This window comes from Campylobacter porcelli (assembly GCF_002139855.1).
GTDB lineage: Bacteria > Campylobacterota > Campylobacteria > Campylobacterales > Campylobacteraceae > Campylobacter > Campylobacter porcelli.
On record NZ_CP018789.1, the window covers coordinates 1447420 to 1466265 of the forward strand.

The 18846-nt window shown below is 35.7% G+C and carries 18 protein-coding genes and 2 tRNA genes; 7 read left to right on the forward strand and 13 right to left on the reverse strand.

What is annotated here, in order from left to right:
• Positions 1-9: 9 nt before the first annotated feature.
• The 4 genes from hemJ to CSUIS_RS07365 all read left to right on the forward strand — a co-directional run bounded on the left by hemJ (position 10) and on the right by CSUIS_RS07365 (position 1721).
• On the forward strand, positions 10-456 hold the full coding sequence (gene hemJ, locus CSUIS_RS07350; RefSeq protein ID WP_086237342.1) for a protoporphyrinogen oxidase HemJ: 447 nt from the start codon (positions 10-12) through the stop codon (positions 454-456).
• A gap of 75 nt (positions 457-531) precedes the next feature.
• Positions 532-607: transfer RNA gene (locus CSUIS_RS07355), tRNA-Val, on the forward strand.
• A 12-nt stretch (positions 608-619) separates the two neighbouring features.
• Positions 620-696, forward strand: a tRNA-Met gene (locus tag CSUIS_RS07360).
• Positions 697-986: 290 nt separating this feature from the next.
• Positions 987-1721, forward strand: a complete 735-nt coding sequence (locus CSUIS_RS07365; RefSeq protein WP_086298301.1) for an SIMPL domain-containing protein — start codon at positions 987-989, stop codon at positions 1719-1721.
• 30 nt (positions 1722-1751) lie between these two features.
• Here CSUIS_RS07365 and CSUIS_RS07370 read toward each other — a convergent pair whose 3' ends face one another.
• The 13 genes from CSUIS_RS07370 to CSUIS_RS07430 form a co-directional block, all read right to left on the reverse strand.
• The gene (locus CSUIS_RS07370) at positions 1752-2195 is read right to left on the reverse strand and encodes a GatB/YqeY domain-containing protein (RefSeq protein ID WP_086237340.1); all 444 of its coding nucleotides are present in this window, start codon (positions 2193-2195) and stop codon (positions 1752-1754) included.
• Positions 2192-3037, reverse strand: coding sequence for a Ppx/GppA phosphatase family protein (locus CSUIS_RS07375; RefSeq protein WP_086298304.1), 846 nt, complete (start codon positions 3035-3037; stop codon positions 2192-2194). Before CSUIS_RS07375 ends, CSUIS_RS07370 begins: the two co-directional genes overlap by 4 nt.
• Entirely contained in the window at positions 3024-4118 is a 1095-nt protein-coding gene (locus CSUIS_RS07380) for a tRNA nucleotidyltransferase/poly(A) polymerase family protein (protein WP_086298306.1), read from the reverse strand. The genes CSUIS_RS07375 and CSUIS_RS07380 overlap by 14 nt, the downstream gene beginning before the upstream one ends.
• A complete protein-coding gene (locus CSUIS_RS07385) occupies positions 4078-4557 on the reverse strand; it encodes a CiaD-like domain-containing protein (protein ID WP_086298308.1) in 480 nt (159 codons plus the stop codon). The genes CSUIS_RS07380 and CSUIS_RS07385 overlap by 41 nt, the downstream gene beginning before the upstream one ends.
• Complete coding sequence (locus CSUIS_RS07390; protein ID WP_086237336.1) at positions 4554-4805, reverse strand: tetratricopeptide repeat protein; 252 nt, start codon at positions 4803-4805, stop codon at positions 4554-4556. The genes CSUIS_RS07385 and CSUIS_RS07390 overlap by 4 nt, the downstream gene beginning before the upstream one ends.
• On the reverse strand, positions 4802-5872 hold the full coding sequence (gene leuB / locus CSUIS_RS07395; protein WP_086293179.1) for a 3-isopropylmalate dehydrogenase: 1071 nt from the start codon (positions 5870-5872) through the stop codon (positions 4802-4804). The genes CSUIS_RS07390 and leuB overlap by 4 nt, the downstream gene beginning before the upstream one ends.
• Positions 5873-5881: 9 nt before the next feature.
• Entirely contained in the window at positions 5882-6358 is a 477-nt protein-coding gene (locus CSUIS_RS07400; RefSeq protein ID WP_086298311.1) for a 3-isopropylmalate dehydratase small subunit, read from the reverse strand.
• Positions 6359-6404: 46 nt separating this feature from the next.
• The gene (gene ppk2, locus CSUIS_RS07405) at positions 6405-7229 is read right to left on the reverse strand and encodes a polyphosphate kinase 2 (RefSeq protein ID WP_086298312.1); all 825 of its coding nucleotides are present in this window, start codon (positions 7227-7229) and stop codon (positions 6405-6407) included.
• Positions 7230-7388: 159 nt separating this feature from the next.
• Positions 7389-7934 carry a DJ-1 family glyoxalase III gene (locus CSUIS_RS07410; RefSeq protein WP_086237332.1) on the reverse strand — a complete coding sequence of 182 codons (546 nt, stop codon included), beginning with the start codon at positions 7932-7934 and terminating at the stop codon, positions 7389-7391.
• 11 nt (positions 7935-7945) lie between these two features.
• Positions 7946-8725, reverse strand: a complete 780-nt coding sequence (locus CSUIS_RS07415) for an ABC transporter ATP-binding protein (RefSeq protein WP_086237331.1) — start codon at positions 8723-8725, stop codon at positions 7946-7948.
• On the reverse strand, positions 8706-9722 hold the full coding sequence (locus CSUIS_RS07420) for a FecCD family ABC transporter permease (protein WP_236860780.1): 1017 nt from the start codon (positions 9720-9722) through the stop codon (positions 8706-8708). Before CSUIS_RS07420 ends, CSUIS_RS07415 begins: the two co-directional genes overlap by 20 nt.
• Complete coding sequence (locus CSUIS_RS07425) at positions 9704-10843, reverse strand: ABC transporter substrate-binding protein (RefSeq protein ID WP_086298316.1); 1140 nt, start codon at positions 10841-10843, stop codon at positions 9704-9706. The genes CSUIS_RS07420 and CSUIS_RS07425 overlap by 19 nt, the downstream gene beginning before the upstream one ends.
• A gap of 13 nt (positions 10844-10856) precedes the next feature.
• Positions 10857-14321 (reverse strand): S8 family serine peptidase, encoded by a 3465-nt coding sequence (locus CSUIS_RS07430; protein ID WP_086298317.1) that lies wholly within the window; start codon positions 14319-14321, stop codon positions 10857-10859.
• Between the two features lie 134 nt (positions 14322-14455).
• Between CSUIS_RS07430 and CSUIS_RS07435 the strand changes: the two genes are divergently transcribed.
• Genes CSUIS_RS07435 through nhaA form a run of 3 tightly spaced genes read left to right on the forward strand, consistent with a single transcriptional unit; the run spans position 14456 to position 18835 of the window.
• Positions 14456-16093 carry a CTP synthase gene (locus tag CSUIS_RS07435; protein WP_086298319.1) on the forward strand — a complete coding sequence of 546 codons (1638 nt, stop codon included), beginning with the start codon at positions 14456-14458 and terminating at the stop codon, positions 16091-16093.
• Positions 16083-17669 (forward strand): single-stranded-DNA-specific exonuclease RecJ, encoded by a 1587-nt coding sequence (recJ, locus tag CSUIS_RS07440; protein WP_086242452.1) that lies wholly within the window; start codon positions 16083-16085, stop codon positions 17667-17669. The genes CSUIS_RS07435 and recJ overlap by 11 nt, the downstream gene beginning before the upstream one ends.
• A complete protein-coding gene (gene nhaA, locus CSUIS_RS07445; protein WP_086298321.1) occupies positions 17666-18835 on the forward strand; it encodes a Na+/H+ antiporter NhaA in 1170 nt (389 codons plus the stop codon). Before recJ ends, nhaA begins: the two co-directional genes overlap by 4 nt.
• Positions 18836-18846: the final 11 nt, after the last annotated feature.

The following is an 18846-nucleotide window of genomic DNA, read 5'->3' on the forward strand; positions in this document are numbered from 1 at the left end:
GGAGAAAATATGGAATTCCAAACATATTTATGGATCAAATGGTTGCACTATGCTGCTTTTATATCGTGGATGGCTATGCTTTTTTATCTGCCTAGGCTATTTGTCTATCACGCTGAAAATATCGCAAATAACGGCTTTTGCGATGTAGTGAAAATTCAAGAATCAAAGCTATTTCATGGAATTGGCTGGATAGCGATGATTATTGCCATTGTTACTGGATTATCCATTTTAGTCCATGCAAAACCAGAACTAATGAAGCAAGGCTATTTTCATATAAAATTACTCTGTGTTGTATTACTGGTGATTTATCACTTTAGCCTTGGATATTTTTTAAAGCAATTTAAAGAAAATAGATGCAAAAAAAGTGGAAAATTCTTTAGATTATATAATGAAATCCCGACAATTATAATGTTTGTTATCCTATATGCTATGCTCGTTAAGGCTAATTTAGGATAAAATTTCACTTCAAGCCCAAAATTTATACAAATTTAAGGCTTGAATTTGTATAATCACAATCTTTTTAGCTCAAAAGGTTCTATAGCTCAGTTGGTAGAGCATCACCTTGACATGGTGGGGGTCACAGGTTCAAGTCCTGTTAGAGCCACCATATTTTAGTTGTGCCTCGGTAGCTCAGCTGGTTAGAGCGCTGGTCTCATAAGCCGGAGGTCGGGAGTTCAAGTCTCCCCCTAGGCACCAATTGCCCTTTTCAACACTTTTCTCTTAAGCTTTCAAAACTATGAAAAAGCCCTTAAAAACGCAATCTAGCATTAATTTAAGCTTTCATTTGATATCATTTCAGTTATTTTCACGCTAAAGGATACCCAAGCAAAGTTTAAGAAATTTAATAAATATCTATAATTAATAAAATCGCTATAGCTTCTCTTTTCTAAACAATACTAGATAAAATCAACAATAAAACCAAATTTAACCAAATATTTCATTTAAAATTGTAAAATACAAGATAAATTTACTTCTTAAGGATAAATATGTTAAATCTTCTTATTAAGTCGCTTTTTGCTTTGGCTGTGCTTATCGTTTTTGTCGCTGGTGTAGTATTTGATGCTAAATTTCTATCTCAAGACCAATTTAGTGATAAAGAGCTTAAATTTAGTCGCACTATTGATGAGAGTGTGGAGTTTATCCCAGATAGATTTAGTGCTAATATAAATATTGAATCTACCAACTCCTTACGCACCAAAGCCCAAATCTCTACTGATGAATTAGAGATAATAACCGCCACCTTAGATAAGGCATTAAATTTAGCTAGAAATTCTCAAATTTGTAAAGCTTCTACCTACTCAATCGAGCCAAACTATAGCTATAATGATGGAGCTAGGATTATTAGCGGTCAGCTTGTGAATTTTAATATTAAATGTGAATTTGCTAAAAACGATATAGATAAATATGAAGGGCTAATCAAAGCCTTAAATGAAGTTGTAAAAAGTAGTGAATTTATAGCTATAAATTTACCAGCCATAGCCCAATCTTCATCGCCTACTACAATATCGCAAAACAATGAGATACTTCATAATAAAATCCTAAATAACGCCATAGCAAAAGCACAATATTACTCAAAAGAGCTAAATAGAAATTGTCTATTAAATAGCCTTGATTTTAGTAGCGTTATCCACCCAGTAGCATACACAAACCTAAAATCAACCCCGATAGAATCAAAACAAAACCAAACTCTATCAGCCATAGCCACATATAGTTGTAAATAGCAAAGCCCCATTAATCGGGGCAAATTTCAGCTATGAGAGTGCCTTTTTAGCCGCATCACTCATACGCTTTCCATCGCACGCTGAGCCGATGGCCTCCTTAGCTAACTTCATCAAAGCACCCAAATCCTTAATCCCACTTAAGCCATTTTGACTTACTAACTGCTCCATTTTACTTTTCAACTCATCATCGCTAAGTTGCTTTGGCAAGTATCTAGAGATAATGCTAATCTCATCAAGCTCCTTTTGAGCTAAGTCATCTCTACCGCCGTTTTTATACTGCGTGGCTGATTCATTTCGGCGTTTAATCTCGCTTTGTAAAATTACAAACACTCTATCATCATCTAGCTGCACTCTCTCATCAACCTCAATTTGCTTAAATACCGAGCTTATCATACGCAAAGTATCTCTTTCAAAGCTATTACCAGCCTTCATGGCTGATTTTATATCATTTAAAATTTGCTCTTTTACGCTCATTTTATCCCCTTTAAATTTAATTGATTAGCGATAAATAACCCCTCACGCAATCCATCATCAATCGCAATACAAGTGCTATTTCCTACAAATTCTAGCAAAATTTCGCACCCTTTGATTATTAAATCCGCCCTATTTTTGCCTACTAATTCATCTTTATTAAAAGCAGTTTTTAATAGATTTATCGTGTTGATAAAATCACTCCTATCAAGCCTTGTTCCATTTACTAAATTCGCATTATAATTATAATAATTTAATCCATATTTAAGACAAGCCACGGTAGTTGGCACACCTGAAGTTAGGATAATACTGTTAAATTTAAATTTATCCATAAAGCTCTTAGCCTGACTTATAGCGCCGCTTTTATCACTCTCAATAGCCGTAATAATACCAAAATCAAAGCTCTTGCTATCATTGCCAAAGCTAATCTCCGTGCTAGCCCCACCAAGGTCTATTAACACAGAATTATCTATCTTAAGACCTAAAATTTTAGCCCTATTGCTTACTCCAAGCCTAGTTAAAAAAGCCTCATACTCGCCACTAATTATCTTAAATTTAATCCCAAAATCATCATAAATCCTAGCAAAAAACTCATCTGAATTAGCCGCTTTTCTAAAAGCCTCAGTCGCCACTGCGGTGCTAGAGTTAAATTTCGCTTCACTCACAAGCTCACTAATAGCCGCCCTAATCCTACTCATAGCATCATCAGCTAGACCCTTATGATTAAGCCCTCTAGCTGAGCCAACTATCCGCTCAAAGCTATATTCGCACTCAAAGTTGCCACTATCTAATAAACGCATTTTACAAGCTCTAATTGTATTGCTTCCTAGGTCAATTGCGATCACTTAAATGCTCCTTTATAGCTGCGATCTTACGCCTTTTGAGCTCATCGCCATAGGCCTTTCCACTTAGATTTATAGATGAAATGTCTATTTGTGGGGCAAATTTAATATCATAAAATCCTAGCTTTTTTGCCATCTTAATCCTAGCTTTGCTATCAAGCCCAAGCCAGTTTGATAGTGGCATATCAAGGGCGATTTTCATCATATTAAATTTACTAATTTTATGGTAAAATGGCTGTTTGTAGGCTATGGAGTATGAGTTTGGCAAAGCAAGTTTAGCTAGTAGCTCCTTGCCATTAATATTATAATAATTAATAAGATGGTATAAAAATGATGCTTGATTTATGCTAATTTTATTAGAGATAAATTTTAAAAATCCATCATCAAATTTAACCCCAAAAAGCCTAATATCAAGCCCAAGATCCCTTAATAAATGAATGCCACGCATTTGAAATTTCGCCATAAAAAACTTCTCTAGCTCCATATAAACTCTATTTAAGCTTAAATCACTTATATCAATGTCTCGCATAATCTCCATGCTTTTTGGCTCACAAATTAGATTAAATCTAGATACAAACTGCACCCCACGCAAAACCCTAAGGCTATCATCGCTGAAATTTGCTGGATTTGTGATCTTAAGCCTCTTTGTCATTAAATCACCCACTCCACCCCAAAAATCCAAAATCTCACCACTAAAAATATTTACCATAATCGAATTTATAGTAAAATCCCTGCGAGAGCTAGCCATCTTTTCATCATTACAATACTCTACGCTAAAGCCCTTATGACCAAATCCGCTTTTAGACTCCTTTCTTGGCAGACTCAAATCAAAATTTCCAAGCTTATAAACAAAATAGCTCTTACCCACGCCACTAGCACCGCAAGATTGCATAAGAGAATCAAATTTATCCGGGCTAATATCATAAATCTCAATATCATAATCTTTTGAGCTACTCCCAAGAAGTAGATCACGCACCGATCCGCCGACTAAATATGCTCGTTTTGTATATTTTGAAAGTAAATTTTTAAGCTCTTTAAAATCGCTATTTTGAGATATTTGATAGCCTATTTTCAATGCTCGCAAGTGCAAATTCCAAAAATTTAATCGTCATATCAAGCCTAAATTCAAGATTGCTCTCATCTGCACTATTTAGCCCTTCAAATAATATACCAATTCTCTCTTTTAATCCTTGTAAATATAGCATCTCGCTTGATCCGAGATCTTTTGGGGTTTGCATACTATCTATAGAGGCCACCTTAGCAGCTAATGCCTCTTTTATTTGAGAGCTATTTTGGGTAGTTGGCTCTTTGGAAATTGTGATATTTTCGGATTGAAATTTAGGTTGATTGCTTAGCTCTTTAGCAGTGCTAATCCCGCTTTTTATAGGCTCTTTTTTACTAAAATCACTATACCCATTCGCCTCTTCTACGATAAATCCATTTTTTGCCACAGCATCGCTCGTGCCTTGTAGCTGAGCATTTACCTCATCAATAGTAAATTTCGCAATATCTTCTAATCTCATATCTTTATCAACCACCTTTTAAATTCTCTAATCCCAGCCGCGTCGCCCTCTTTTAAATTTAGATAAAACTCTAGCATTTGCTCATTTGACTCGCCATTTTTACGCTTTAAGCCACTTAATCTTCTGATTGCTGAACGAGCCTCTTCATTGCTTGGATCGTGCTTTAAAATATTTTTATAAACCTCTAAAGCCTCATCTCTTAGACCTTGATTTTCATATATCAAGGCCTCTGTAATCGTCCCTCTCATTGCTTTTTAATATAATCACTAATTATAGAGCCAATCTCGCTTGTAGTGCAGATCTCTACAGCATCAAATTTGGCTATATCTTTTGTCCTATATCCATCTTTTAGCACCGATTTTATAGCATTTTCTATACAATTTGCCGCTTCATTCTCGCCTAGAGCATATCTTAGCATCATTGCTGCTGAGAGAATCATCGCAATTGGGTTAGCTATCCCTTGCCCTGCTATATCTGGGGCGCTTCCATGAATTGGCTCATATATACCCACGCTTCCACCTATTGACGCACTTGGTAAAAGCCCTATAGAGCCACACACCATACTAGCTTCATCACTCAATATATCGCCAAATAAATTCTCAGTCAAAACCACATCAAATCCAGTTGGGTATCTCACAAGCTGCATAGCTGCATTATCCACATACATATACTCTAGGCTCACTTCAGGATAATCTTTTGCCACTTTAGCAGTAACTTCACGCCATAGCTGACTAGTCTCAAGCACATTGGCTTTATCTACCATACACACTTTTTTACGCCTTTTCATAGCAGCGTCAAAGGCGATTTTAGCAATTCTTTCTATCTCCTGTGCTGTGTAAGCCATGGTATTATAGGCTCTATCTTCTAGTTTCTGTCTTGGCTGACCAAAGTATAGCCCACCAGTAAGCTCTCTAACGACTAAAATATCAACGCCTTTTATGACTTCAGGCTTTAGGGTTGAGGCATTGATAAGCTCATCATATATCATCGCTGGACGCAAATTCGCATAAGCACCAAGAGATTTTCTAAGCTTTAAAAGCCCACTTTCAGGGCGAAGATGTCTTGGCAAATTATCCCATTTTTCTCCACCAATAGCCCCAAAAAGCACCGCATCGCTTCTCATAGCACCTTGTAAGGTCTCTTCAGGCAAAGGCTCACCAAATACATCAATAGCAGCTCCACCCATCAAAAAATACTCATAATTTAATGTAAAATTAAACTTAGCACTAACACTATCAAGAACTTTTATGGCCTCTTCTGCGATCTCTGGGCCTATACCATCGCCTTTTATCACACAAATATTATAACTTTTCATAAATTATCCTTATAGAGTGCTTTTAGCATAATTAATCAAGCCACCAGCTTTTACAAGCTCTTGCATAAATTCAGGGATTGGCTCAAATTTATATTCGCAATTTTGGGTTAAATTTTTAATTATCCCACCGCTATAATCAATCTCTAAATCATCGCCTTCATTTATACTATCAGTTTGAGCGCACTCAAGTATCAATAGACCGGTATTAAAGCTATTTCTATAAAAAATTCTAGCAAATGATTTTGCTATAACGACGCTTATCCCAGCGGCCTTAATCGCTATTGGAGCGTGCTCCCTACTACTACCACAACCAAAATTTTCCCCAGCTACAATACAATCACCCGCTCCTACTTTAGAGCTAAAATCCTTATCAGCATCTTCCATCACATGCTTAGCTAAAATTTCTGGATCGCTTGTGTTTAAATATCTAGCAGCTATTATCACATCAGTGTCTATATTATCACCGAATTTCCATACTTTTGACATATTTTTCCTTGATAAAATTTTGCGTGGTATTATACCAAATTTAATCTTAATCCCTAGTTTTTATACGCTCTTGATTGAAGTTTTCTTCCATTCGCTGTATCTCAGCACTACCACTTCTGTAAATTTCGCTATCTACTTTTAGCTCTTTTTGGCTAATTTTATTATCATAATTTACATTGCTAAGAATATGCTTAAATACATTAATCCTAGCCTTTTTCTTATCATTGCTAGTTACTACCGACCATGGTGCGTATGGGGTGTTTGAGGCTAAAAGCATTGAGTATTTTGCTAGTGTGTATTGATCCCATAACTCTTGGCTCTTCTCATCAACTGGAGATAGTTTAAACTGCTTTAATGGGTCATTTTTACGCTCTTTAAAGCGTCTTTTTTGCTCCTCTTTTGAGACTGAAAAATAGAATTTAAATAAGATAATACCAGAACTTACTAGCATCTCTTCAAATTTTGGCACCTGGCGTAAAAACTCTTTATGCTCCTCTTCACTACAAAAGCCCATGACAGGCTCAACTCCAGCCCTATTATACCAACTTCTATCAAATATTACTATCTCTCCAGCGCTTGGAAGATGACTATTATATCTTTGGAAATACCACTGAGTTCTTTCTACATCGCTTGGTTTTTCTAGTGCGACGACACGGCACCCTCTAGGATTTGTATGCTCTATTAATCTCTTAATTGTCCCGCCCTTGCCTGAAGCATCACGACCTTCAAAGATTATTAAGACTTTTAAGCCCTCTTTTTTCACATAGGTTTGAAATTTCAAAAACTCAATTTGAAGCTTTTTTAGCTCCTCTTCATATTTTAATTTTGATTTTTTAACCTTTATTGTTACATACTCCTCTTGATTTGCCATACTGCCTCCTATGGTGTAAAAATTTAAATATTTTATAATTATTTAATTAAAATTTTGCTTATTTTAAATATCTATTTTTAAAGTTACAAGTAAGTATAAAGTAGGGATATACCCTACTTTTGCGAGTAATTATGCTAAAACTTCTAAATTTCGCACTAATTAAAATAATAGCCCAGATTTTATCTCATTATATTTTTGATTGCCACAAAGCTCCTTTACTAGCTCTAGAGCAAATTCCATCGCTGTAGCTGGACCACGAGAAGTGATGATATTGCCATTTATCACTACATTTTTATCTGGATTATATCCAGCGTGATTTATAGTAGCTTCAAATCCTGGATAGCAAGTATATTCATCACCTAAAACTCCAGCCGTGCTAAATGCCCATGGAGCTGCACAAATAGCGGCTAATCTCTTGCCATTTGATTTGGCTTCTCTTAATTTTTGAGCTAATTTTTGGCTTTGGGCTAAATGCTTAGCACCTGGTAATCCACCAGGCAAAACTATCATATCTATATCTTTAAATTCAAACTCATCAAAAGCCACATTAGCCTTCAATGTAACGCCGTGAGCGCCGCTTACTTCTAGATTATTACTAAGTGCTACCATGCTTACTTCCGCGTCAGCACGACGCAATATATCTACCACGCTCAAAGCCTCAATCTCTTCAAAACCATCTGCCATAATTACAGCTACTTTTGCCATTTTGTCTCCTTTTAATTGATTGAATAATATATAATTTTTTGATTTGCAAGAGAGCAAATTTTATAATTAGCTCCATAAATTTGCTCTAGCAAAATCTCATTTATTATATCATTTTTTCCAAACGCTAACGATTTGCCATCTTTAATAGCAAAAACTTTGGTAGCAAACCAAAATATATGATTTGGCTCATGGCTACAAACTATGATAATTTTACCACTTTTAGATATGGTATTCATAACTTTCCAAATTAAAATTTGATTACTAAAATCAAGCGCACTAGTAGGCTCATCTAAGATCATCACTTCAGAGTTTTGAGCAATAGCCCTAGCTATCAATCCTAGCTGTTTTTGTCCGCCACTAAGCTCACTAAAATTTCTATCTTTAAGCTGTAAAATTCCCACCATATCCATAGCCGCATATACTGATTTTATATCAGCTTTACTAAATCCAAATACACCGCCAAAATGAGGCTTTTTACCCATTAATACCACTTCAAAAAGGGTGTAATTAAATGCTAGATTATGTGCTTGTGGGACATATGATATGAGCTTTGAAATTTGCGAAATACTTAAATTTTTAAATTTACTTCCAAATAAGCTATACTCATCATAACTAGCATTTAAAAATCCAAGCAAAGAGCGTATAAGCGTCGTTTTACCACTACCATTTGACCCCATCAAACCAAGCAAATCACCACGCTCAAGCTCAAATGATATCCCGCTTAAAATTTGATTTTTACCATAGCTAAAATTTAAATTTCCCACAACTATTTTATCCAAAGAGTTTTGCACTTCTAGCCTTTAAAATCCATAATAAAAATGGTGCTCCAAGTAATGAAACTATGATACCAACAGGTATCTCGCCACTACTTAAAGTCCTAGCAAGGGTATCACAAATCAGTAAATATATCGCTCCCATTAGCCCAGCTACTGGTAGTATCGCTCTATTATCTGCACCAACAAGCATTCTAGCAGCGTGTGGCATCATCAACCCAATCCACGCTATAATCCCCACACTAGATACGCTAAGTGAGCTTATAAGAGTTGCTATGATGATGAATATAATCTTATAAATTTGCGGATTTATCCCAAGCGATCTAGCCTCTTCATCTCCAAGGCTAAGCAAATTTAACTTCCAAGCAAGGATAAAAGCTATAATAAAACAAGGTAGCCCAAATGACGCATTTACCGCTATATCATACCAACTAGCTTGATATAATCCACCCATCATCCAAAATGTAATCTCTCTTAATTGAGAATCCTCGCTTAAATACTTCATTATCCCAACAAGTGAGCTAAAAATAGAGCCTACTATAACCCCTGAAAGCACTAAAGCAACGCTATTTGTAACGCCTTTTTGAAATGCTAAAATATAGGCTAAAAATACAGCCAAAAGCCCAAAGGCAAAAGCACTAATTTGAAGCGAAATAAAGATAGCTGGAAGTAAAATTGCCAAACTAGCACCAAAGCTAGCTCCCGCACTAGCTCCTAAGATAAATGGCTCAACTAGTGGATTTCTAAATATGCTTTGATATATCACTCCAGCACTAGCAAGAGAAATTCCAACTAAAATCGCTATTAAAATTCTAGGAAATCTAAGATTCCAAATGACGATTTGAGTAGTTGGATCTATGCTACCAATGCCAAAAATATTGTATAAAATTACGCTAATTACATCACTTATTTTAAGATCTAGATTGCCACTAATTAGAGCAAAGAAGGCTGAAAATATGAGTAAAATAAAGAGAAAAAAGCAACTCCATACAACTCTCAAAACTTCTGTGTCCAATCTAATAATTGAGTTTTTCTAAGCATTTTAGCCTTCTCATCATCTATATTATATAGCTTTTTATAAAACTCAATTGCAAACTCTGCTATATTAATATCTTTAAATTCTTGCTGATGAGCCGCCTTAGCAATAATCAAAAGCTCCAAAGGATACTCTAATCTCCTTGAGCAATTCATAGGCGTCCAAGGAAGAGAATATACTCTTTTTTCTTTTAACGCTCTTAGCTGGGATAAATTGGCGTAGTTTGGACTTTCATAAATTTCAAATGCTGGATGGTAGCCATTATATGTAGGGAGTAAAATCACATCTGGATCAAGCCCATATATCTGCTCAGCACTAATCATTATCCTAGATCCCTTGCCGTTTGTGAGTGCATTTTTAGCTCTTATTAAACTTTCTAAAATTAATGATTCTGGCGTATCAATCCCATATGTGATCCCACTAGCTCCATTTTTCTTCATAGCTAGGCTTAAACCTAGATACAATACTCTTGGCTCGTAGCTGACATTTGCTACTTTGGCTTTTATCAAATTCTCTATACTAGCTAAATAATCATATAACCCTAAAGCCTCATCAGCCTTGCCAAATATCTTGCCAATTATAGCCATCTCATCTCTCATAGTAGATAAATCCTTGGTATATGTAGGAGAGTATAGGACAATTAAAGGTATATTAGTAGCCTCTAGCGTTGATATAGTTTTATCTAAAGCCATTTTATCAGCCCCACCAATAGTACAATCCCCAACACGCAAAATTATAAGCTCTGGAGATGAGTTGATAAGGGTTTCATAATTGATAATATTTCCTTGCGGAGAGTTAAAACAAGGCAAATCATCAAGCCAAGGGTGTAAAGCTCTCATAGTATTTAATCCAGCAAATTCAAGCTCTTTATCTCTGCCTTGTATTTTATATTTATAATCCCTTTTTAGCGACCAAGATGCGATGGAGCTTACCTTATCTATCTTGCCAAGATGGGTAAGCACCCCTTCTACAAATCCATCGCTAATGGTTGCGATTTTCTCTAAATTATCTGGAATTTCCACGCTTTTGCCACGCATATCAACAACGCTTAATGCCATAGCATTTATAGCTAAAATGATAGATAAAATGGCAAATTTCATAAATTTCCTTTTATTAAAATCTCTTGCCAATCGTGGCTGATAAATTTAAATTATCGCTAGTAGAAGCAAACTCACCACCTACTGCAAATTTGAAAAAATAGCCACTATTTGCCGCATACTCTGCCCCTAAGCCGATATTTAATCTATTTTTATCTAGGTGGTATCTTTGGGTAAATTTCTCACCTCTAAAGTCGTTAAATTCAGCCTTAGCATCCATATTATATCCTTGTAGCATTCTTTCATATAGAGCATAACCTATATATCTTAGATTATCGCTAATCTGATATGAGCCATTTAGCCCAGCTGCTGCTATGATGGTATCGTGGCTTATACTATCATAGCTTTTAGCAAATATCTCTCCACTTTCATTAAAGCTATCTTGATAGATATAGCCATAGCTTAAATATGCAAGAGGCGATATAGTAAGGTTAGCTACACTATAATCCTTAGCTACTCCAAGCTCTAAATTTGAGTTATAGCTTTTATATTTACCTTTTATAGTGCCACTTAGCTCTCTTTCATTCTCATTAAAGGCTACTAAAACTGACCCACCGCTTAATAGCTTAAATGAGCCAAGGTCATATGTATAATTTAACGCTAAGCTTAAAGTATCGCTTTTGGATTTTGCACCAATATCAAAATCCAAGCTAGATTTACTAGCTCCAATCCCATAAGATATAGTCCCATCATCTATTTTATGGGCTAAATTTAAGCTAACTCCGCTTTGATAGCCATCAAATCCATTACCATTATATCTTTTATAAGTTGGATTGATATACCAATAATTTTTTGGTTTTAAACTATCAAATCCCAAATCTATAGCATAATCACTAGCCACAGACGCGACAAAAATTCCATTATCATACGGATTTGAATTATAAGAAAATAGAGTTGAGCTTACTGGATTTATGCTAAAGAGCATATTGTTTTGATAAAAGCTAGTGTGATTTTGCGTAGTAATTGATGTCAAATCAAATACAGAATTACCTTCTATACGACTCATAGTCTCTTGATAGGTATTAGAATCACTGCTATCAAGGGTATTGAAAAATTGATTATATTTCTCACTTAAATTTACATCGCTTCTGATATTTCTCATAGTCTGACTAAGCGTAGTAGAGTTGCTATTATAGGCATTAGGCTTGATTACGGGAGTTACTATTATTGTTCCACTATTTTGGCTATTGTTAGGGGTTTGCTGGTTGCTATTTTGTTGGTTATTGTTTTGGTTGTTATTAGGATCTTGTTGGTTGTTTTGGTTATTATTTGGCTCACTAGGGGCAACTGGTTGCGATGGCGTATTTGGCTGCTCTGGTTGAGATGGAGCTAAATTAGATGGTGGGGTTGGGTCTTGCGGATTAGATGGCACTTCGGTTTCGTGGATTGGCGGTATAGAGATCGGATCTTTATTTATCGTAGTTTTATCCCCATCAAGCTTAATCTCAAAATCAATACTATTGTTGCTAGCTATCTCAACCTTATTAAAATTACCTATATGAGTAGCCAAGCCGCCTAATTGAATTTTAATCTCTTTATTAACTGCGTAATACTGCTTTAATGGATTATACTCCAAATCTCCGCCATTAATGCTATAATCTTTAGCGATCAATTGCGAATTATCATCATTGCCAAAATCCAAAATAAGCTTTGAGTTTTGACCCTTTTGCGTATATGTGCCATCTACTACTAGATCACTTAAATCCTCATTACCAGGGCGGATAATTGAGTTATCATTAGTTAAATTTTGCTTAATAACCCCATTACCACTTAGGGTTGAGCCGTTATTTACATAGACACTTCCAGCGATTTGTGCTCTTTTACTATCTTTGCTTAATAGTCTTATGCCACCACCATTTATCACAGTAGCACCCTCATAGCTATTAGCACCACTTAGGGTTAAAACCCCACTCCCAGACTTTATAAGCCCAACATTTAAATTATCTAAATTCTTAGGTAGATTATAAGCTTCAGGGTTGTGAGTATTAGCCTCCCATTTTCTTTGGCTTATATCATTGCTAAATTCAGCATCACTGCCCTTAGTATCTAGTGAGTAATACACAGCAGTCTCGCCAAATTCGCTTTTTACATCTATATCATTTAATCTATTTGCATCTAAAATCCCTAAACCTTTTAAAGCCTTATCAATATCTAAAATTCCTTGACCAAATAGATCCTCTTTCTTAACCTCTTGAACCCATGGATAATCTTTATCATCAATAGCTGCCATATGGCTCATACGATCATATTTCCAATTTATACCAAAATATCCCGAATTTAATAAATCCATCTCAACAGCTTTTTCATCTATACTGCCATCTTCCTTTTTTGGAATTTTGCTATCTACATAAAATATTGTGTATTTTTTTGTGCTAGGGCAAAGACTGCCATTATCGCAAAGAGTTTTTCCCGTTACAGTCTCTTTTACTATAACCTTAGGACCTATATAATCTTTATTAGCAGTAGAAAGCAGGGTATCGGCTATCTGTTTGCCACTCATAAATGGGAATTTTTGAGCTACTAAAGCAGCTGCGCCAGTTACCATAGGAGCTGCCATAGAAGTTCCGCTAGAGACTCTATATAGATCCTTATCTAGCTTACCTGTTAAAATATCAGTAGTGCCATAACTAGCATTTACATTTTTAATACTAGTTCCAGGTGCTGCTAAACTAAAATTATAAACACCCTTTAATCCATTAGAATATGTAGTAGGAGCACTCAAATAATCATAATTATCACTCCTTTTTGTGGTTACTACAAATTTACCATCACTATCTTTGCTAATTTGAGAGCTATCTAGTGCCGTTACTACAATTATAGATCTGATGTCTTCATCATAGTATGGAGCTAAAGCCATAATCCCAGGAGATATGATCCCTTCATTACCAGAGGCAAAAACACTAAGAATTTGCTTCTCTTTAGATAATTTTATAAGATCATTTGCTACTGTATCCTTTTGAATTGAGGGTAGAAATTGTTTTGGATTATTAGCATATTGCAAAAATAAAGGTGATGAGCTAGTAAGCGAATTTAATCCAGATAGCGGATATACTGTAGCATTCCAGCTATTATTAATAGCTGCTATATTCTTATCTTTGAAATAATCATATACATTTGGAGCTGTAAATTTAGTGGAACCATCGGTATTATGCCCAGTTATCTGAACTCCATAAGCCTTTGCATCTGTAGCAACTCCACTTACTCCATCACTTGGCTTAGCTAGTATGATCCCAGCCACATGGCTACCATGGGTATCAACTGAAAAATTTGGAGTATAATCGCCGCCTTTATACTCAGAGTAAATTTGATCTTGAATTTGCCCTGATAAGCTAGGGTGATCTTTATTTATCGCACTATCTATAACTCCCACAAAGACCCCATCGCCCGTTACACTCTTATCATTATAATTGATAAGCTCAAAATCCGTAACGCCAAATAGATATATAGGTAGTATCAGTGACAATTTAATTGAAGATTTCATATTTTTGCCTTGATTAATTTATATTCATTATTATATAAAAATTCATATTATAAAAAGCTAAAAAATTCTTATAGTATTTAATAAGATAGTAAAAATAAATTTGATATAATCATCAAATTAATCAAGGAAAAAATATGAGTAAAGAGACAAAATATATATTTGTTACTGGCGGAGTTTTAAGCAGTTTAGGAAAAGGCATAGCAGCTGCTAGTATCGCCACACTACTTAAAAATGTGGGCTATAAGGTTAGTATGCTAAAGGCTGATCCATATATAAATGTAGATCCTGGCACTATGAGCCCACTAGAGCATGGAGAGGTCTTTGTAACTGATGATGGTGCTGAGACTGATCTAGACCTTGGGCATTATGAGAGATTTTTAGATGAAAATTTAAGTCAAGATAATAACTTCACAACTGGCAAGGTATATAGCTCAGTAATTGAGCGTGAGCGTCGTGGCGACTATCTAGGCAAGACCATTCAAGTAATCCCCCATATCGTAGGCGATATAGTAGATCGCATCAAAAAAGCCGCTAAAGACAATGATATATTAATAGTCGAAATAGGTGGCACCGTAGGAGATATAGAGGGACTTCCATTTTTAGAGGCTATTAGAGCCCTTAGAAGTGAGGTTGGTAGAAGTAATGGTATGTTTATCCATCTTACTTTAGTGCCATATATCAAGGTTGCTGGAGAGCTAAAAACTAAGCCAACCCAGCACAGCGTAGGCGAACTTCGCCGTATAGGCATAAGCCCAGATATGATTATCTGTCGCACAGAGATCCCCTTAAGCAGAGAGCTAAAAGATAAGATAGCAGCAAGTTGCGGTATAGAGAGAAATGCCGTAATAGAAAGCTCAGATATGCAAAGCATATATCAAGTGCCACTAAGCTTTTTAAACCAAAATATCCTTGAGCCAATTACCCAAAATTTAAATCTTAAAAATCCTAAGCCAAATATGCAAAATTGGGATAATCTAGTAAAAAGAGTTATCGCTCCAAATGACCAGATAAATTTAGCTTTTGTAGGTAAATATGTGGATTTAAAAGAGAGCTATAAAAGCCTAACTGAGAGCATAATCCACGCTGGAGCAAATCTAGATACAAGGGTTGCTATAAAATGGTGCGATAGCGAAAAAATAGATACAAATAATGTCGCTGATACCTTAAAAGATTGCGATGCTATCTTGGTTGCTGGGGGATTTGGGTCTCGTGGAGTAAGTGGAAAGATGGAGGCTATCAAATTTGCTAGGGAGAATAAAATTCCATATCTTGGAATCTGCCTTGGAATGCAGCTTAGCATGATTGAGTTTGCTAAAAATGTGCTAAAGCTAGATGACGCAAATTCAATGGAATTTGATGAAAACTGCAAAAATCCTATAATCTATCTAATAGATAGCTTTATTGATGCAAATGGTAAAAAACAGCTAAGAACTCACACTAGCCCACTTGGTGGGACGATGAGACTTGGCGGGTATGAGTGCGATGTACTAAAAGGCTCACTACTAGCAAAAACTTATAATAACGCAACTAAGATAAAAGAGCGCCATCGCCATAGATATGAAGCAAATCCAAAATATAGAAGCGAATTTGAAAAGGCTGGTTTAATAGTAAGTGGCGAAAGCGATGGGCTTATAGAGGCTGTGGAGATCAAAAATCACCCATTTTTCCTAGGCGTTCAGTTTCATCCTGAATTTACATCAAGATTAACTAAGCCAAACCCTGTTATATTAGGATTTATAAAAGCTGGGATAGAATATAAAAATGCTAGATAAAGAAGCTATTAAGGAGTTATTAAGCAGTCGTTTTAGCAACGATATCCATACTAAATTATCTCAAATTCCATTGCCTTGTGAATTAAAAGATACATTCAAAGCAGCCAAAAGGATAAAAGAGGCGATACAAAATGATGAGCTAATCGCAGTTGTGGGGGATTATGATGTAGATGGGATTGTAAGCACGGCTATTATGGATGAATTTTTAAGCGATATGTCAGCAAACTACACGATAAAAATTCCAAATAGATTTAAAGATGGTTATGGCTTAAATGAGGAGATTATCAAAGAACTAGATAACACCACTTTAATCATTACCGTTGATAATGGTATAAGTGCTATAGAAGCAGCAAAAATCTGTAAGCAAAAGGGCATTGATCTAATCATCACAGATCATCATATGCCACTTCCTACACTTCCAGATGCATACGCTATAATAAATCCAAAGCAAGAGACCTGCCCCTTCCCAAATATCGAAATTTGCGGTGCTCAGGTGGCTTGGTATTTGATTGGAGCTTTAAAAGATGTATGTAATCTAAAAAGCTATGATATGGCTAAATTTCTTGATCTTTTAACCTTAGCAATTATCGCTGATATGATGGAATTAAGGGATTTAAATAGAATTTTAGTCCGCCTTGGGCTGGTGCGTATAAACTCTAGCAAAAGAGCCTGTTTTGAAGCGATCAAAAACTACTATAATAAGGATAAATTTGAATTTGATGATATTGGATTTTTGATAGCTCCGCTTATAAATTCCGCTGGTAGAATGGACGATGCTACCATATCATTTAAATTTTTAAGGTCTAAAAGCTTGGGCGAGGCAAATGAGTATTTAGATATCATTAGCAGATTTAACGCCTCACGCAAAGAGCAAGAAAAAGCACTATTTGAATCTAGCCAAAATGAGATAAATGAAAATGAGGATATTATCGTTACTTGGGGCGATGAGTGGCATGAGGGCGTAATAGGGATTGTCGCTGGAAGATTAGCTAAAAAGTATAAAAAACCAGCCATTGTCTTTAGCATAGATGGCAACAAAGCCAAAGGGAGCGCTAGAAGTGTTGGCAAATTTGATATTTTATCTCTAATTGCCTCTCAAGAGAGCCTATTATGCGGATATGGCGGACATAAAGGGGCAGCTGGGCTAGTTATAGAGAGTGCTAATTTAAGCAAATTTAAAACAGCCATAAATCAATCTTGCTTTTTACAAGAACTATATGATTTTAGCGTAAATGATGAGATTTTAGGCGAGATTGACCCAGCAGCGATTGATTATGAGCTTTTAGAGATTTTGGAGTTTTTCGAACCATATGGTCAAAAAAATCCACGCCCACTCTTTGAACTTAAAAAAGCCATGGTAAAATCAGCTAAAAAAATAGGCAAAGATGAAACGCACCTAAAAATCATCTTACAAAAAAACAATAAAACCCTAGAAGCGATATTTTTCAACTACGATTATTTACCAAAAAATGGCGAAAATATAGATATTTTAGTTACAATTTCTAAAAATTCATTCCGTGGGCTAATCACCCCACAACTACTAATAAAAGAGATTATAAAACAGGAGCAAAAATGAAATTAAAATTTATCACAACCTTCCTTAAGCACGAGAGCTTTGGCGGCGTTTTGCTAATTATTGCTACGATTTTGGCTTTGATATTTCAAAATGGTGTCTTAAGCCACTTTTATCAAGAGATTTTAAGATCGGAATTTAGCGTTGGGTTTAGAGAATTTACCCTAGCTAAGCCACTGATTTTATGGGTAAATGATGGACTTATGGCGATATTTTTCTTTGTTGTGGGCTTAGAGCTTAAACGAGAGATAATAGAAGGTGAGCTATCAAACCCTAGCCAAATAGCCCTACCTATAATCGGCGCTCTTGGCGGGGTTGTTTGTCCGGCTTTGATATTTTGGGGATTTAATTATAGCGATGAGTTTGCCATAAGGGGCTGGGCTATACCTACTGCTACTGATATTGCCTTTGCACTTGGTGTGCTTATGCTCCTTGGCAATAGAGTGCCTAGCTCTTTAAAGATATTTTTGCTAACTCTAGCTATTATAGATGATCTTTGTGCGATTGTGATTATAGCGCTATTTTACACTACTGAGCTATCGGCTACATCGCTTGGAATTTCATTTATTTGCGTAATTATTCTATTTATCCTAAACCGCTTAAAGGTAAATAAAAAATCCATATTTCTACTCTTTACGCTAATTTTATGGTTTAGCGTATTAAAAAGCGGCGTCCATGCTACCATAGCTGGGGTTGTAGCGGCATTTTTCATACCTATGAGAGATAGCTCTGGTGGCAGTATGCTAAAAGAGCTTGAAAAAGATCTCCACGGAGTTACAAGCTACTTTATATTACCGATTTTTGCCTTTGTAAATGCTGGAGTTGGCTTAGCTGGAGTTGATCCTAAACAGCTGATAAATTCAGTTGGTATGGGGATATTCTTTGGCTTATTTTTTGGTAAGCAACTAGGGGTGTTTTTATTTAGCCTTATATTTATCAAGCTTGGCTTTGCTAAGCTCCCTGAAGGATCAAGCTGGTTACAATTTTACGGAGTGTGTATCCTAACTGGAATAGGCTTTACTATGAGCTTATTTGTAGGAGCATTAGCGTATAATGATAGTCCAGCATTTTATCACGCTGATAAATTAGCAATATTATTAGCTAGTTTTGCTGCTGGAGTGGTGGGATATATCTATCTATTTTTACTATGCAAACCTAAAAAAGCATAAATTAAGGAGAA

Bases quoted from the DNA above. Each gene is read 5' to 3' on its own strand.
- hemJ (WP_086237342.1), top strand. From the start codon at position 10: ATGGAATTCCAAACATATTTATGGATCAAATGGTTGCACTATGCTGCT.
- CSUIS_RS07365 (WP_086298301.1), top strand. From the start codon at position 987: ATGTTAAATCTTCTTATTAAGTCGCTTTTTGCTTTGGCTGTGCTTATC.
- CSUIS_RS07370 (WP_086237340.1), bottom strand. From the start codon at position 2,195: ATGAGCGTAAAAGAGCAAATTTTAAATGATATAAAATCAGCCATGAAG.
- CSUIS_RS07385 (WP_086298308.1), bottom strand. From the start codon at position 4,557: ATGAGATTAGAAGATATTGCGAAATTTACTATTGATGAGGTAAATGCT.
- CSUIS_RS07390 (WP_086237336.1), bottom strand. From the start codon at position 4,805: ATGAGAGGGACGATTACAGAGGCCTTGATATATGAAAATCAAGGTCTA.
- leuB (WP_086293179.1), bottom strand. From the start codon at position 5,872: ATGAAAAGTTATAATATTTGTGTGATAAAAGGCGATGGTATAGGCCCA.
- CSUIS_RS07400 (WP_086298311.1), bottom strand. From the start codon at position 6,358: ATGTCAAAAGTATGGAAATTCGGTGATAATATAGACACTGATGTGATA.
- ppk2 (WP_086298312.1), bottom strand. From the start codon at position 7,229: ATGGCAAATCAAGAGGAGTATGTAACAATAAAGGTTAAAAAATCAAAA.
- CSUIS_RS07410 (WP_086237332.1), bottom strand. From the start codon at position 7,934: ATGGCAAAAGTAGCTGTAATTATGGCAGATGGTTTTGAAGAGATTGAG.
- CSUIS_RS07425 (WP_086298316.1), bottom strand. From the start codon at position 10,843: ATGAAATTTGCCATTTTATCTATCATTTTAGCTATAAATGCTATGGCA.
- CSUIS_RS07430 (WP_086298317.1), bottom strand. From the start codon at position 14,321: ATGAAATCTTCAATTAAATTGTCACTGATACTACCTATATATCTATTT.
- CSUIS_RS07435 (WP_086298319.1), top strand. From the start codon at position 14,456: ATGAGTAAAGAGACAAAATATATATTTGTTACTGGCGGAGTTTTAAGC.
- recJ (WP_086242452.1), top strand. From the start codon at position 16,083: ATGCTAGATAAAGAAGCTATTAAGGAGTTATTAAGCAGTCGTTTTAGC.
- nhaA (WP_086298321.1), top strand. From the start codon at position 17,666: ATGAAATTAAAATTTATCACAACCTTCCTTAAGCACGAGAGCTTTGGC.